Source organism: Sporosarcina sp. Marseille-Q4943 (genome assembly GCF_943736995.1).
Lineage (GTDB): Bacteria > Bacillota > Bacilli > Bacillales_A > Planococcaceae > Sporosarcina.
In genome coordinates, this window is sequence record NZ_OX031157.1 from 643,262 (window position 1) to 657,422 (window position 14,161).

General features: G+C 44.8%; 15 protein-coding genes. 8 read left to right on the top strand and 7 right to left on the bottom strand.

The window, feature by feature from the left end; genetic code table 11:
- Positions 1-49 precede the first annotated feature (49 nt).
- From NIT04_RS12075 to argC, 4 genes are read right to left on the bottom strand one after another with little or no spacing between them, the layout of a single operon-like run.
- A complete protein-coding gene (locus tag NIT04_RS12075; RefSeq protein ID WP_252503847.1) occupies positions 50-1,195 on the bottom strand; it encodes an acetylornithine transaminase in 1,146 nt (381 codons plus the stop codon).
- Positions 1,192-1,971, bottom strand: a complete 780-nt coding sequence (argB, locus tag NIT04_RS12080) for an acetylglutamate kinase (protein WP_252503848.1) — start codon at positions 1,969-1,971, stop codon at positions 1,192-1,194. The genes NIT04_RS12075 and argB overlap by 4 nt, the downstream gene beginning before the upstream one ends.
- Complete coding sequence (gene argJ, locus NIT04_RS12085; RefSeq protein ID WP_252503849.1) at positions 1,934-3,160, bottom strand: bifunctional ornithine acetyltransferase/N-acetylglutamate synthase; 1,227 nt, start codon at positions 3,158-3,160, stop codon at positions 1,934-1,936. Before argJ ends, argB begins: the two co-directional genes overlap by 38 nt.
- 14 nt (positions 3,161-3,174) lie before the next feature.
- Complete coding sequence (argC, locus tag NIT04_RS12090) at positions 3,175-4,209, bottom strand: N-acetyl-gamma-glutamyl-phosphate reductase (RefSeq protein ID WP_252503850.1); 1,035 nt, start codon at positions 4,207-4,209, stop codon at positions 3,175-3,177.
- Between the two features lie 192 nt (positions 4,210-4,401).
- On the opposite strand from argC, the gene NIT04_RS12095 reads away from it, so the two are divergent.
- The 4 genes from NIT04_RS12095 to NIT04_RS12110 all read left to right on the top strand — a co-directional run bounded on the left by NIT04_RS12095 (position 4,402) and on the right by NIT04_RS12110 (position 8,360).
- The gene (locus NIT04_RS12095) at positions 4,402-5,181 is read left to right on the top strand and encodes an enoyl-ACP reductase (RefSeq protein ID WP_252503851.1); all 780 of its coding nucleotides are present in this window, start codon (positions 4,402-4,404) and stop codon (positions 5,179-5,181) included.
- Between the two features lie 107 nt (positions 5,182-5,288).
- Positions 5,289-6,191 carry a DoxX-like family protein gene (locus NIT04_RS12100; protein WP_252503852.1) on the top strand — a complete coding sequence of 301 codons (903 nt, stop codon included), beginning with the start codon at positions 5,289-5,291 and terminating at the stop codon, positions 6,189-6,191.
- Between the two features lie 2 nt (positions 6,192-6,193).
- A complete protein-coding gene (locus NIT04_RS12105; RefSeq protein ID WP_252503853.1) occupies positions 6,194-6,805 on the top strand; it encodes a DUF4166 domain-containing protein in 612 nt (203 codons plus the stop codon).
- Positions 6,798-8,360, top strand: a complete 1,563-nt coding sequence (locus tag NIT04_RS12110; RefSeq protein ID WP_252503854.1) for a YndJ family protein — start codon at positions 6,798-6,800, stop codon at positions 8,358-8,360. The genes NIT04_RS12105 and NIT04_RS12110 overlap by 8 nt, the downstream gene beginning before the upstream one ends.
- A gap of 119 nt (positions 8,361-8,479) precedes the next feature.
- On the opposite strand, the gene argH is transcribed toward NIT04_RS12110, so the two are convergent.
- Positions 8,480-9,808 (bottom strand): argininosuccinate lyase, encoded by a 1,329-nt coding sequence (gene argH / locus NIT04_RS12115; protein WP_252503855.1) that lies wholly within the window; start codon positions 9,806-9,808, stop codon positions 8,480-8,482.
- A 294-nt stretch (positions 9,809-10,102) separates the two neighbouring features.
- Between argH and NIT04_RS12120 the strand changes: the two genes are divergently transcribed.
- Genes NIT04_RS12120 through NIT04_RS12135 form a run of 4 tightly spaced genes read left to right on the top strand, consistent with a single transcriptional unit; the run spans position 10,103 to position 13,177 of the window.
- Positions 10,103-11,005, top strand: a complete 903-nt coding sequence (locus tag NIT04_RS12120; protein WP_252503856.1) for a cation diffusion facilitator family transporter — start codon at positions 10,103-10,105, stop codon at positions 11,003-11,005.
- Positions 11,006-11,061: 56 nt separating this feature from the next.
- Complete coding sequence (locus tag NIT04_RS12125; RefSeq protein WP_252503857.1) at positions 11,062-11,622, top strand: branched-chain amino acid aminotransferase; 561 nt, start codon at positions 11,062-11,064, stop codon at positions 11,620-11,622.
- A gap of 53 nt (positions 11,623-11,675) precedes the next feature.
- Positions 11,676-12,575: a TRM11 family methyltransferase gene (locus NIT04_RS12130; RefSeq protein WP_252505096.1), complete on the top strand. Its 900-nt coding sequence runs from the start codon at positions 11,676-11,678 to the stop codon at positions 12,573-12,575.
- 35 nt (positions 12,576-12,610) lie between these two features.
- Positions 12,611-13,177 carry a hypothetical protein gene (locus NIT04_RS12135; RefSeq protein ID WP_252503858.1) on the top strand — a complete coding sequence of 189 codons (567 nt, stop codon included), beginning with the start codon at positions 12,611-12,613 and terminating at the stop codon, positions 13,175-13,177.
- 106 nt (positions 13,178-13,283) lie between these two features.
- On the opposite strand, the gene NIT04_RS12140 is transcribed toward NIT04_RS12135, so the two are convergent.
- Together NIT04_RS12140 and NIT04_RS12145 are read right to left on the bottom strand one after the other, a co-directional pair.
- Entirely contained in the window at positions 13,284-13,520 is a 237-nt protein-coding gene (locus tag NIT04_RS12140) for a DUF3977 family protein (RefSeq protein WP_252503859.1), read from the bottom strand.
- A gap of 107 nt (positions 13,521-13,627) precedes the next feature.
- On the bottom strand, positions 13,628-14,161 hold the full coding sequence (locus NIT04_RS12145) for a GNAT family N-acetyltransferase (protein ID WP_252503860.1): 534 nt from the start codon (positions 14,159-14,161) through the stop codon (positions 13,628-13,630).

Below are 14,161 nucleotides of genomic sequence, written 5' to 3' on the forward strand. Positions count from 1 at the left end.
AAACGGATCTCCTTGTTCCGTGAGATCCGTTTTTCATTCTATGAAAAAGTTATATAGTCGTTGGCACGAGCAAAATGGATGTCAGTATCGTAACGGCCTGATCGATTTCCTCTTCGGTCACAGTTAATGGCGGCAGCATACGGATTACGTTGGAACCGGCCTGCACAACGAGCAGTCCCGCTTCTTCCGCTTGGCGAATGAAAGGCGCGACGTCTTCCTTGCAATCGATTCCGATAAGCAATCCGTTGCCCCGGATATCAAATCGTTCAGGTGGCAGGCACTCATTCAATTTCCGAATCAAAGCATTAGATTTTTCTTGGACATCCTTCAGGAAATCCTCTGCGAAAACATGATCCACTACCGTTTGAGCAACTGCGACAGCGAGCGGATTCCCGCCGAATGTAGTGCCGTGCGTCCCTGGACCGAATGAATCGAAGAGTTCTGCTGTTCCGAGCATCGCTCCAATTGGGAAGCCCCCGCCCAATCCTTTGGCGAGCGTCAGTATATCCGGTTTCAATCCTGTCTGCTCGTATGCATAACGTGTACCGGTCCTTCCAATTCCTGTCTGCACTTCATCGACAATGCATAAAATCCCTTTCGACTTGCAAATGTCCGAAATGGCGGAAGCAAATTCTGGCGTGACGGCATGAATGCCCCCTTCACCCTGAATCACTTCCAGCATGATGGCCGCCACATCATCATCGATAGCAGCTTCCAGTTTCGCCGGATCATTGAATGGAACCGTCTTGAACGTTTCAAGCATCGGTCCGAAGCCCTGCTTTATTTTCTCCTGGCCCGTTGCAGCCATCGCCCCGAATGTACGGCCATGGAATGATTGATCGAAAGTAATGATCGTCGTTTTGCCCGAATGCTTCCTCGCAAGTTTAATGGCCGCTTCGTTCGCCTCCGCTCCGCTGTTACAGAAGAAGCTATGTGAGAAATGCGTGTCTTTCATTAGAGTGGCAGCGAGCTTTTTCTGCTCGGGGCTTTCGAATAAGTTCGATACATGCCAGAGCTTTTCGCTTTGAGCCTGGATCGCCTTGACGATTGCCGGATGCGCATGACCAAGGCTGACGACAGCGATGCCGCTTGTGAAATCGAGGTACTTCTTGCCGTTCGCATCTTCAACGACTGTCCCCTCGCCTTTTACAAGGTGCACCGGTCGTCGTGCATAATTATTGAATAACGTACTCAACTGAAAACCTCCTCCAGTCCGATTGTTGTGCCTGCCAAATGCTGATCGACGATTTGGACGGATGGCACACCCGCATCCAAGCAGTCCATTGCGGCATGCACTTTCGGTATCATCCCACCGTATATGTCCCCGGCTTCAATCCAGTTCACTATATCCCCTGGCGAGACGGCTGTTTGAATTTCATTTCCAATCTTGATTCCCGGTGTATCCGACACAAACACGAGGCTCGTTGCACCAATCGCGAGTGCAACTTTGCTTGCGACTGTGTCGGCATTAATATTGAGCGGCTTTCCACATTCGGTTGCACCGATACAAGATATGACAGGAACGATTCCAGCTGCGAACAACTTCTCGAGCAATCCATCATTCACAGCTTGGATATCACCGACGAAACCGTAATTTTCTTCATCCAGTAATGTACAAGTTAGCAGCTTGCCGTCGAACCCACTCAGTCCAACTGCATGGATGTCTGCACCATTCAATTGGTGGACGAGTGATGGATTCACGTCACCGATCAATACATCTTTCACGATGGAGATTGACCTTTCACAAGTAACGCGTATTCCATTGATGATGTTGGACTCAATGGCATTCTTTTGCAACGCCGCATTAATGGAAGGCCCGCCGCCATGGACGATGACGATTTCCTTGCCTTCACTTTGCATTTCTTGAAACTTCTTAAAAAAACCGCTTTGCAACCCTTCGAGCATGCTGCCCCCAAGTTTAATGACAATCCGCTTACGATCGGTATGAAGCATTGATTTGGACGTAGTCATATGTCAAATCGCACCCCCATGCTATTCCATGCCCATTTCCTTTATTCAGTCCAACGAAGATCTTCACTTCCGGTTGCTTTAAATAAAGCAGCAGATCCTCCTCCGAGAAGTTGACCGGCTCGCCATCCGTTACAACTGTCGTGTCACCAATTTTAATCGTAATCCCTACTGGATCGACAGACGCTCCGCTATACCCAACCGCTGCGATGACCCTTCCCCAGTTCGCATCGCAACCGAATACCGCCGTTTTGACGAGAGGAGATCCGACGACCGTCTTGGCAATTATTCTCGCTTCGGCATCCGTCAAAGCTCCAGCCACTTCCACTTCGATAAGCTTCGTCGCCCCTTCCCCATCTTTTGCAATCATTTTTGCAAGATCTTGAGCGACCGCGTGCAATGTTTGGACGAATGAGCCCCAGTCAGGATGGGCAGGAGACAATGATTGATTGCCCGCCATGCCGTTCGCTAGCACGAGGACCATGTCGTTCGTCGAAGTATCTCCATCGACCGTGATGGAATTGAATGTCATATCGGTCACGGACTTCAACGCTCCCTGCAAATGACCGGAGTCGATGTTGGCATCCGTCGTAATGAAGCCGAGCATTGTTGCCATATTCGGTTCGATCATTCCAGAACCTTTCGCTGTTCCCGCGATGATGACTTCCTTGCCATCGACTTCCGTACGGTATGCCGTGTTTTTCATGACGGTATCTGTCGTCAAAATCGCTTGAGAAAATTGGATTGAACCTTCAAGGGTGCTTGTCGGCTCGAGCTGACTGATTCCTTTCAGCAAAGGCTCCATATTCAATTTCTCACCAATGACACCTGTTGACGCAACTCCGACCAAGTTCGGGTCAATGCCGAATTGTTCGGCCGCCTTTTCCTGCATTGTGAGCGCATCAATCATGCCCTGTTTCCCGGTACATGCATTTGCGTTGCCTGAATTGATGATGACCGCTTGCATTTGCCCGGTTTGGTGTACAACTTCCTTTGTCACTACAAGAGGGGCCGCTTGGATGGCGTTCGTCGTGAAAACACCTGCCACACTCGCAGGAACTTCACTGAGCAATACCGCCAAATCGTATTTCTTATGCTTCAATCCGCAATGGATGCCGACCGCTTTGAACCCTTTAGGTGTTGCTATATTTTTTCCTGAGATGCGTTTCAATTGTTGAACAGCTACCGCCATACCAATTCCTCCTCTTAAATGAATAATGGAACTTGCGTCAAACCTGTCGTTTCATCCAACCCAAATTGCACATTCATATTTTGGACCGCCTGCCCGGCAGCCCCTTTCACCAAGTTGTCGATGACCGATACGATCGTAGCCCGGCTCGTTCGTGGATCCACTTTCACATGAATATCACAGTAATTTGAACCGGCCACTTGCTTCGTACAAAATTTCACCGATTCATTCATGATCCTCACAAAAGGCCGTCCCGCATATGTTTCTTGTAAACAACTGATAAGCTGCTCTTCCGTAACGCCGGCGTTAACTGGTGCATAACTTGTAGCCATGATGCCCCTCGTCATCGGAACAAGATGCGTTGTAAATGTCACCGATGTTTTTTGACCGCCAAACTGTTCAATCCCTTGTTCGATTTCCGGAATATGCTGGTGCTCATGAATTTTATAGATGGAGAAGTTTTCATTCGTTTCACTGAAATGAGTCATCGGTCCCGGAGTGTTCCCGGCTCCCGACACACCGCTCTTTGCATCGATAATGAGTGCTGATGCATCGATCAGCTTTTCTTTGATCAATGGCAATAATGAGAGAAGCACTGCAGTCGGATAGCATCCAGGGTTCGCAATAAGCTGCGCATTCCGGATTTCTTCATAATTCCATTCCGTCAATCCGTATGCGCTTTGCTCCACCGCTTCAGCTGGTGCAGGTGTTTTCTTATACCAACGTTCGTACTCAGCAAAATCCTTCAACCTGAAATCTCCGGATAAATCTATCAGTCTCGGTCCACTGCCGATAAGTGGCGGTAGCAATCGGCTCGTCACTCCGGCCGGCGTACTGGCAAATACGACGTCAAAGCCGATCAGCTGTGCATAATCGATTTTTAGAAGAGGTTGATCATACAGAGTAGATGTATGCGGAAACTTGCTAGAAAACAAAGTCCCCTCCTCAGATGATGTGAATAAATCGAGTTGTTCGACTTCTGGGTGATTATGCAATAAGCGGATCAATTCTAGTCCACCGTACCCGGAAGCACCGATGATTCCTATCTTCATGTCCCCACCCCTTTTATCGTTAAAATTAGTATACGTATGCATAAATATAAAGTCAACTGTATTATTATAAATTTCTAAGTAGAATTTCTTCACGTCTTCAGTATTGGAGTTTTGAATTGGAGGAGATTATGTTATACTATCGTTATTATCAGGTACTAATATTAGGTGATAGTTTTTACCGAGGAGGTCACTATGGAAGATTTATTGAAGCTTAAAGGGAAAAACATTGTCGTAATGGGCGTGGCGAATGAGCGAAGCATTGCATGGGGCGTAGCGAAGTCCCTATTTGATGTCGGGGCGAACGTCATTTTCACGTATCGCAAGGAGCGCTCGCTAGCAAAGCTCGAGAAAGCTTTGGACAGCAACGGACTTGAAGCGAAAATGATCGTCCAATGCGATGTGAATGATGATGAAAGCATTCAGCATGCATTTACGTTGATCGGCGAAACGCTTGGAACGATCCATGGGGTTGTTCATTCTATCGCGTTTGCGCATGCCGAAGATTTGAAAAATGATTTTGTTGAAACGACGAGAAGCGGCTATGCATTCGCACAAGATTCAAGCTCCTACTCCCTCATTGCAACTGCAAGGGAAGCACGCCGCTTCATGACAGAAGGCGGCTCAATCATCACGATGAGCTATTTAGGTGCTGAACGTGTGCTTGACGGCTACAATGTTATGGGTGTCGCAAAAGCTGCACTTGAAGCGTCTGTCCGCTACTTGGCGAATGATTTAGGGAAAGAAGCGATCCGTGTCAACGCAATCTCAGCAGGCGCTGTCCGTACCCTTTCTGCGAAAGGTGTTCCTTCTTTCAACACGATTTTGGGGCAAATCGAAGAAAAAGCTCCATTGAAGCGCAATATTACAAATGAGGAAGTCGCGAAGATGTCGATTGCGATGTTAAGCGATCTTTCAAGCGGTGTAACCGGAGAAGTCATTTACGTAGATGGTGGCTACAATATTATGGGATGAAAAAAGGAGCTTAACGGCTCCTTTTTTTGTTGTTCAAACGGCGATTGATTGGAAATCATTAGAAACATTTCATTAAAGAAAACGTCATTGATAATGAGGTGAATTTTATGAAAAAGAAGCCGATTTACGTTGAAATAGAGATTGATTCACATATAGATGATGTTTGGGATGCATCACAAGATCCGGACTTGCATTCGCAATGGGATTTGCGATTTTCATCCATCACCTATTTACCGAAAAAAGACGGTGAGCCCCAAATGTTTACATACAAACGAAGTGTTTCCCCCCTTCTAACCGTCGAAGGCTGGGGGAAAAGTACGGGGACATTCAATAAAGGCGATGGCACCCGGTCGTCTTCCCTGCATTTCGGAACGGATCAATGGGTTTCGCCAATCAAGGAAGGGAAAGGGTATTGGAAATATGAACCCCAACAAAAAGGGACAAAATTCCTTACGCAATATGATTACGATGCGAATTTTGGGTCGATCGGAAAAGCGTTTGATGCATTCGTCTTCCGCCCGATCATCGGATGGGGCACCGCTCTCAGTTTCGATGTATTGAAAAGATGGCTTGAAAAAGGGGAATCTCCCCGTTCCCAATACTACCGCTTTTTCACGACGTATGGGCTCGCTATGTTGTTCGCATTCGTTTGGATCTACCATGGTCTACTTCCAAAAATTATCGGCATGCATCCTGAGGAAAAAAGGATGTTGGCGAGTACAATTCCATTTGACGACCCAACAATTACAGCCATCATGATTGGCATTGGAATCGCTGAAGTGCTGTTCGGTGTTCTATGGCTGATTTATAAGAGGAAGAAACATTTATTTACCTTGCAGCTAATCATCTTTCCACTTCTCACGATTGCGGCGATGATAGCGGCGCCTGAAGCGGCCATCCATCCATTCAACCCAGTGACGTTCAATCTGTCGTTGTTTGTCCTCTCCCTCATTGGGTATTTCAGTAGCGATTGTCTACCGACGGCAAAAAGCTGTAAAAGGAAAAGGTGAGTATGTTGTCCATTTATAAAAGAGTTCTTGGTAAAAATTTTGATCGATTGCATCCGATGTTGCAAAAGCGTTATGACCTACCCGATGGAAGCGCATTTGAAGCGACCGGCACGATGAAAGAAATTAAGGGCGGACCTAGATGGCTATATCCCCTTTTCCGGCTCGGTGTCAATTGGAAGCTGCTGTTCCCGGAGCGAGGAAACAACATTCCTTTTTCCATTACAAACACGGCTCGTCTTGGAAAGAACAGCGAGAGCCAAATCCATTGGGAGCGCATCTTTCATTTCGGTTCGACGAAGCGCTACTTCAATGCGTTAATGAGTTTGGATGAAACACGCCTCGTCATCAAAGATTATCTCGGGGAGCCCCCTTTGGTCTATTCCGACTTAGCTTTCGAAGTTTCGGATGATGGCTCGCTGACAATCCATTCATTGAATCAACGCCTCGTTCTCGGCAAAGTCGAGTTGCCGTTGCCGAAACCCTTGCAAGGTTTAGCGACGGTGACGGAACGTTATGATGAAGCGGATGCCGTTTACCGAATTAGCGTAAACGTTCGGAATCCATTGATTGGCCATGTCTTTTCCTATGAAGGGGAGTTTGTGCAAAATGCGTAAATTCGTGCTTATTCACTTTATATTGTTTATGATCATCGCTGTTTTTAGCAAAGATCCATGGCCCTATTTACTGCTGACGATTGCGCAGGTCGTCTATGTACCGATTGCTCTTCGCTTTGTCATGAAACGCGGAGATTGGTTTTCGAAGCTCTATTATTATATTGCGATTCCCGCATATGTTTCGGTTGCGATCATTCAACTATTGTCACCCACTTGGTCCGCGATTCCCGCTATCATCTATTTGGCCTTCACGGTTTTCATTGCATTGTATGGACTGTCCCGGTTTTTGCGCCGCGGATTTACAAGTATCGAGGAGTTTTCAATCGACCTCGGGATGATGTACATAGCGCTCGGAGGTGGTTGGTATTTTGCTTACGTGGCGGATATTGATACGGGTTTCACTCCTTTATTGACGTGGCTTACGGGGATTCATTTTCATTACTCCGCCTTCCTGTTGCCCAATTTCATTGGGTTGCTTGGGAGGCTGCATAAGACGCGGTCCTATTCGATTTCCAGCATCCTTTTATTGGCTGCGCCGATGGTAGTGGCAATCGGTATCACCTTTTCTCGATGGATCGAGTTGTTTTCTGTACTACTTTATATCGTAGGATTGGCGGGAATGATTGCGATTGCCTGGCGTGCGCGATTTGTGAACCGTGTACAAAAATGGCTTGTCGTCACTTCTTTTACATCTCTTGGTCTGACGATTTTGTTCTCGCTCCTTTACGTACTCGGAAACGGCTTCGGGCTCACTTCCATTACGATCGACTTCATGCTTCGTTTTCACGGTGTGTTGAATTGTATCATCTTTGCGTTGTGTGGAGTTCTAGGATGGCTGTTGTCCGTTCCTGCTCCCAACTATAAAGAACCAAACTTCCCGATTAGTAGGGTGAAAGGAAAACAGCGAGTTGAACAGCTTGGCGCAACTGGACGGCATAGAGGACTTGTTGATGACATGAAACGCTATGGAGTAAGCAAGGTGTCGCCTCGTATTGTTGATTTTTACGAAAACACGATTGATTACCAGTTATTCTCCACCGTGCATTGGCGTAAGTGGTTTAAACCTTTTGCCTATCTCTATTCATTGATTAGCATAAGGACGGAGCAGATCAATTTGCCACTCCATCGAAATGAAGTGGAGATGACTGGCGATGTGATTACGGTGGTGCCTGGTTTAGATGGCAGACCTGATGCCCGTGCATGGATCCGGAAGGTTGACGACAGCTTTGCATTCATCGCCCTTTATTCCTATCATCAGTCTGTCACAGGCAAGGAGTATATGAATATTGCATTGCCGTTACCTTTTTCGACGATGACCGGTGTTTTGGAACTGATTGAGCAAGGCAATAACTTGCAATTGACGAGCAAGAAAACCAACCCCGCATCAGATGCGGGAATCTATTTGACTTCAAAACTTGGAAAGTATTTCAAACTGCCGCTGGAGGAAAACTTCATCGTTCGTGAAGAGGCGGATGGGTCCATGACCGCGAAGCATGAAATGTGGATTTTTTCGATACCGTTTTTGACGATTCATTATAGAATTCAAAAGGCATGACAAAAGCCAGAGGAAATTCCCTCTGGCTTTTTAATGGTTATGAGCGTGGCATGCCTTGCTTTGGGCGCGGAACGCAACGCTTTGGACGCGGAACGAACCATCAATGAGAAAACGTCTTGTTATTCCCCAATCTCCTTCATTAACCCCTTATTGCCTTTCGTCAAAATGTTTTCGTAATCAATATAATCGTAAATATCATCCACTATCTTATCGCTAAACGACGACAGTTCCTCCACTGTCAAATCCTCGATTGCTTTCTTCTCCGCTTCGCAATAAATGATGATTTTCCCGACGATTTCATGTGCGTCACGGAACGGAGTGCCTTTTGCTACCAAATAATCGGCGACTTCCGTTGCATTCAGGAAGCCGGCTTTGATGGCCGCTTTCATATTGTCGGCATTCACTTTCAATGTGTCGATCATCTTCGACATGATTTCCATGCAATCAAGGACTGTATCAAGCGCGTCGAAAAATTGCTCTTTATCCTCCTGCATGTCTTTGTTGTACGTCAACGGCAAGCCTTTCAATGTCGTCAATAAAGCGAATAAGGAACCGTACACTCTACCCGTTTTGCCGCGGATGAGTTCCGCCGCGTCAGGGTTTTTCTTCTGCGGCATGATGCTGCTGCCCGTCGAATAGGCATCCGCCATTGTAATGAACTTGAATTCTTGGCTGCTCCATAAAATCAGCTCTTCGCTCAAACGGCTCAAGTGCATCATGATGATAGAGAAATCGGACATGAGTTCCAGCATATAATCGCGGTCGCTCACACCGTCGAGAAAATTATCGACCGGTTTCGCGAAACCTAGTAGATTGGTTGTAATTTCACGATCAATTGCATGTGTCGTCCCGGCAAGTGCCCCGCATCCTAACGGGTTTTCATCGAGCAGTTCAAGTGCATTGCCAACACGTTTTTTATCACGTTTGAACATTTGCTCATAGGCGCCTAAATGATGGCCAAATGTGACGACTTGCGCACGCTGCAAATGTGTATATCCAGGCATGATGACGTTGTTCGCTTTCGCTTTTGCATGCAAGGAATCAATCAGTGTCTGTAAGCCGTCCATCACCTCGACCGCTTTATTCTTTGCATATAGACGCATATCAACCGCCACTTGGTCATTCCGGCTACGTGCCGTATGGAGCTTCTTCCCCGTTTCCCCAATCCTTTCTGTCAAATGCATTTCCACGAAAGAATGGATGTCTTCGTAGTCTCCTTCGATGACAAGTTCACCGTTATCGATATCATGCAGGATCGATTCTAGACCTTGAACGAGCAAATCCCCTTCCTCCGGTGTCAATAGGTCCGTATGTACGAGCATCGTGACGTGGGCAAGGCTACCTGCAATATCTTCTTTATATAATCTATAGTCGACCGGCAATGACGTGTTGAACTGCTCCATTATTTCATCTGCACGGCTTGTAAAACGTCCTCCCCAAAGCTTCATGTATAATCAACCTCTCATATGTATTTTTATTCATTTTATTGTATTATAATGATTTCATCATTCAATTGCAATGAAATCCGAAACAACTTTGTTAAATATATTATCATGTGTTGCCAATTTCTTGCTCGCTATATGAAGTAATGCTATGCTTAAGTCATTGACGAAAAAAAGAGTGATGATCATGATAAAATCCAATATTGAACGCAACTATAGATATTATTTACCCAAGCCCTTGACAACAATATGTCAGGGGTTTTTGTTTCCCCGGGGAAAATCATCTTGGAGGCATAGTAAATGACAACAAAACAAAACCATTCCATCGCATCGGTCTTTGCGATTTGGATAAGCCTGATCAGCAATATTGTATTAACCGTTTTGAAAATCCTTGTTGGTGTACTTTTTAACAGTCCCGTCTTGCTCGCGGACGGTTTCCATAACGCAGGAGATGTTGTCGCATCAGCCGCGGCCTTGACGTCCATGCGATATTCGCAACGCCCTGCTGATGAAGACCATCCTTATGGGCATGGGAAAGCTGAAGTCATCGGATCCGGCCTTGTTGCCATCATTTTAGGAATTGCTGCCGTTTATATCGGTTATGAGGCCGTCAAAACATTTTTTGAAGAGCCAGCGAAGGCGAGTGTCATTGCATTGATCACCGCCATTCTTTCCCTCTTCTGGAAGCAGGCTCTCTATATTTACACGATGCGCATCGGGAAAAAGGTGAACAGTAAAGGATTGATAGCAACAGCATACGACCATTTGGCTGATGTTTATGCATCCCTTGCAGCTGTTGTCGGTATCGGGTTGGCATTGATCGGTGATGCCTATCATATCCCGATCTTGTTATACGGTGATCCATTTGCAGGTGTGATCGTCTCGGTGCTTGTCCTAAGATTAGCTTATGAAATCGGTATTGAGGCAATGGATATACTAATGGAAAAGAACGTGTCGGAAGAACGTCTACAGGAATTTGCGACATTGATCCGCACAGTTCCAGAAGTGAAAAGGATCGACCGCCTACGCGCACGGGAGCACGGTCATTATGTCCTCGTCGATTTGAGGATCGGCATTTCCGGTACGTTGACAATCCAGGAAGGTCACGATATTTCAAGTCAAATCCGAAATTTGATCATTGATGAACACGCGGATGTGGATGAAGTGCTCATCCATTTGAATCCTTGGTATCCGGATGAATAATCCGGCAGAAGGGCTATGAAGTAATGTATACTGGTGAATGAAAAGGAGTGTCTTTGATGTTGAAAGATAAAATAGCGCATTTGGTCGCTGAAAATGAAGCATTGTTTCCAATTGAACGAGCGTACGCAGTCAAACAAGGATTGATTCAGGAAACTACGGAAACTGACAATAAAGACTGGAGCTTTCCCGTCATTGAAAGATGCTTGAAAGAGACGGAAGAAGTGATCCAAGCGGAACCAGAATCATTCATGAATGAACCGGTCTCTTATTTTTCGAAGAACGTTGATGAATTCCTCTACGTCGAATCGAATGCCTTCGAAACAATCGGAGTCGATGGAATTGCATTTGAAATGGATGATGTCTTCGAGACATCGACAGTCCTTTTCGGATTGAAAGTGCAGAAAAAGCGGGGTTCTTTCCTGAAGGAATATTTGGATGCGAATGTCGGTTCAAAAACATATAGTGCCATGTTTTCCGACAAGGACGGACTATGGGACGTCAATATACCGCTCGATCAATTGGACGGTTTCCATAAAGAGCTGGAAATAAAAGATGCGATGGATCTCGCCTATCGATTCATCTTCAATTTGCTTGAAGCGATCGAGGCAGCAAATTGAAGCATGCATTTGAAGTTGAAAACAAGGAATTCATCTACACATATGTACGGCAAATGGACGAACATGATCTATGCCGATTGGAAATGAGGGCTTTTTTCGGCTTTGACAGCCCTTCGAACGTCATTAAGAGTAATGTGAAGATCGATCCAAGCAGAAGCCCTTTCATGAAAGAGCGTCTGGAAATTCTGTTCTCCGGAAGTGATCTGGAAGAGATAATAAAGCAAGCATCTGAATTTGTCAGCCATAAGACTTTTAAAGTGACGTGCCTAAATTCAATCGCACTTTCTTCCACCCCAAAACTTCGCCAACCAGAGAGGCGCAGCATTGAGCGGAAGATCGGTGAAGTAATCCAAGGGGAAGCGGATTTACTGGAGCCTGAAGTGAACTTTGGGGTCGTCTTGCTTGAAGGGACTTGGCATTTCGGCATTGTTGATGAAAGCGAGCCAATATGGCGATTCCATATGCAAAAGCCTCATATGTATTCAACAGCGCTGAGCACACGTGTTGCGAGAGCCGTCGCCAACATTGCCGTCCCCCATCCTGAAGGTGTCCGGGCAATCGATCCTTGCTGCGGAATCGGAACTGTTTTGGTGGAAGCTCGCTCCATGGGCATTGACATCGTCGGAAGGGATATCAACCCTCTCGTCTGTCTTGGCTCAAGAAAGAATCTCGCCCACTTCGGGTTGGAAGGGGAAGTTGTGAAGGGCCCTATTGCCGAAGTGACGGATACATATGATGCTGCGATTATCGACATGCCATACAATCTGTTTACACATATTACAGATGAAGGACAACTGGACATTTTAAAAGCTGCCAGACGGATTACTTCGAAACTTGTAATTGTGACGATCGAGCCGATGGATCATATGATTATGGAAGCTGGCTTCGAAATCGTGGACCGCTGTGTAGCGAAAAAAGGTACATTCGAACGGCAAGTCGTTGTATGTGAATGAATGACAAGTGTTCATCTAACAAAGGGGTGGGATGAATGAAAAGATTTGCGAGTGCCATGTTTCTTAGCTGTTTGATGATTCTAGCTGGATGTAACTCCATATCAAAGTATGATGATGAAGACGTTGCAGCCGTTGTGAGAGGGGAAGAAATTACAGTCGGTGAACTGCGCTTATTATATCCGGATGAAAAAATTCTAGAGAATCTGGATGGGACGATTAAAGCGAAATTGGCAGAACAAGAAGTTAAGAAAATGAATCTTGATGTATCTGAAGAACTTCAGGGAATTCATTTGTCTAAGGACTCAATTGTTGAATCCTATCCGCAGGATGACGATAAATCTGAAATCGCAAAGGATACCCGGAAGTTCTATGAGTCGCAAGCTAAAAAACTGGGAATGGAGCCAAAAGAGTTTTTTGAAAAGCATGTAACAGCAAGTCAGGAAATAGGTGTCTATCTGCAAGCCTATTTGGATAAGATGCTAGGCGAACCGATGGTGGATGATAAAAATTTTAATGTTGAAGAATATAATAAAAAGGCAAATGCGGTATTGGATAAGTTAGTGAAAGAGCATAAGGATGAGATTGAGAAGTTTATTAAGTAGCCTTAACACTCGAGAAAAGAATTTTAAAGGACATAACATTTTAGTCACTCTAAAATATGTTATGTCCTTTCTTTTTCGACTAACGCGCACAATTGTAACAAGTAATTTAACTACCAGCTATACCTAAAATTAATTTAATTGCTTTTCGCCTCTTTCTACTTCGTTTAAAACCTTCTTTTGAGTCAAAGATTAAAGCAGTCTTACAGATCCAAATTCTTAAATATATAGAGTGGTATTTTATTGGTCCTACTATTCCTTTTTCCTCATATTCTGTTCCATCTTCTAACTCAGTCTCAGTCCTTACTAGCCAAGTATTACCTATCCCGAACTCAATAAATTTCAATAAATCATCTCTCTTCATTTCTTCTTCAATTTGGACCGAATATTCAACAACTATGTAACTAGGATATATGGAAATGCTGTTATATGTTATTCGGATAAATAACAAGGCTATATTTCGAGATATTCATCTTTTAGAATACTCATATTAATAATATCGTGCCACTCCCCATTTCGGTATAAAGATTGTCTACTAACGCCTTCTTGTTTAAAACCTAATTTCGTATAGATATGAATCGCTTTTGGATTTAAAGAAAATACTCTTAAGGAAATTCGATGGAAGTTAAGTTCTAAAAAGGCATATTCTAAAATTGTTCTTACTGCTTCGGTACCTAACCCTTTTCCCCAATAACTTTTTTCTCCAATATCGATTATCAATTCAGCGTTTCGGTTTTTGACATCTATATTAACAAGCGATGTAATACCGATCGGTTTATTTGTCTCGTTGTCCTCAATAATGTAACTTTTAGAATTACTAGAACCTAAAATAATGTTCTCGACGAAATGTTTTGTTTCCTCGATAGAATATAAATCCAAAGTTGGACTAGTTGAAAACATTACTTCTAAGTCATTTCTCCATTTGTGGTATATATAAGCATCGTCTTTAACCATTTTTCTAAACCTCACCCTTTCCCCCGATAACAT

Excerpts from the sequence above, each read along its gene's own strand:
- argB (WP_252503848.1), bottom strand. The coding sequence starts at position 1,971 with ATGACTACGTCCAAATCAATGCTTCATACCGATCGTAAGCGGATTGTC.
- argJ (WP_252503849.1), bottom strand. The coding sequence starts at position 3,160 with ATGGCGGTAGCTGTTCAACAATTGAAACGCATCTCAGGAAAAAATATA.
- argC (WP_252503850.1), bottom strand. The coding sequence starts at position 4,209 with ATGAAGATAGGAATCATCGGTGCTTCCGGGTACGGTGGACTAGAATTG.
- NIT04_RS12095 (WP_252503851.1), top strand. The coding sequence starts at position 4,402 with ATGGAAGATTTATTGAAGCTTAAAGGGAAAAACATTGTCGTAATGGGC.
- NIT04_RS12100 (WP_252503852.1), top strand. The coding sequence starts at position 5,289 with ATGAAAAAGAAGCCGATTTACGTTGAAATAGAGATTGATTCACATATA.
- NIT04_RS12105 (WP_252503853.1), top strand. The coding sequence starts at position 6,194 with ATGTTGTCCATTTATAAAAGAGTTCTTGGTAAAAATTTTGATCGATTG.
- NIT04_RS12110 (WP_252503854.1), top strand. The coding sequence starts at position 6,798 with ATGCGTAAATTCGTGCTTATTCACTTTATATTGTTTATGATCATCGCT.
- argH (WP_252503855.1), bottom strand. The coding sequence starts at position 9,808 with ATGAAGCTTTGGGGAGGACGTTTTACAAGCCGTGCAGATGAAATAATG.
- NIT04_RS12120 (WP_252503856.1), top strand. The coding sequence starts at position 10,103 with ATGACAACAAAACAAAACCATTCCATCGCATCGGTCTTTGCGATTTGG.
- NIT04_RS12125 (WP_252503857.1), top strand. The coding sequence starts at position 11,062 with ATGTTGAAAGATAAAATAGCGCATTTGGTCGCTGAAAATGAAGCATTG.
- NIT04_RS12130 (WP_252505096.1), top strand. The coding sequence starts at position 11,676 with ATGGACGAACATGATCTATGCCGATTGGAAATGAGGGCTTTTTTCGGC.
- NIT04_RS12135 (WP_252503858.1), top strand. The coding sequence starts at position 12,611 with ATGAAAAGATTTGCGAGTGCCATGTTTCTTAGCTGTTTGATGATTCTA.
- NIT04_RS12145 (WP_252503860.1), bottom strand. The coding sequence starts at position 14,161 with ATGTTATCGGGGGAAAGGGTGAGGTTTAGAAAAATGGTTAAAGACGAT.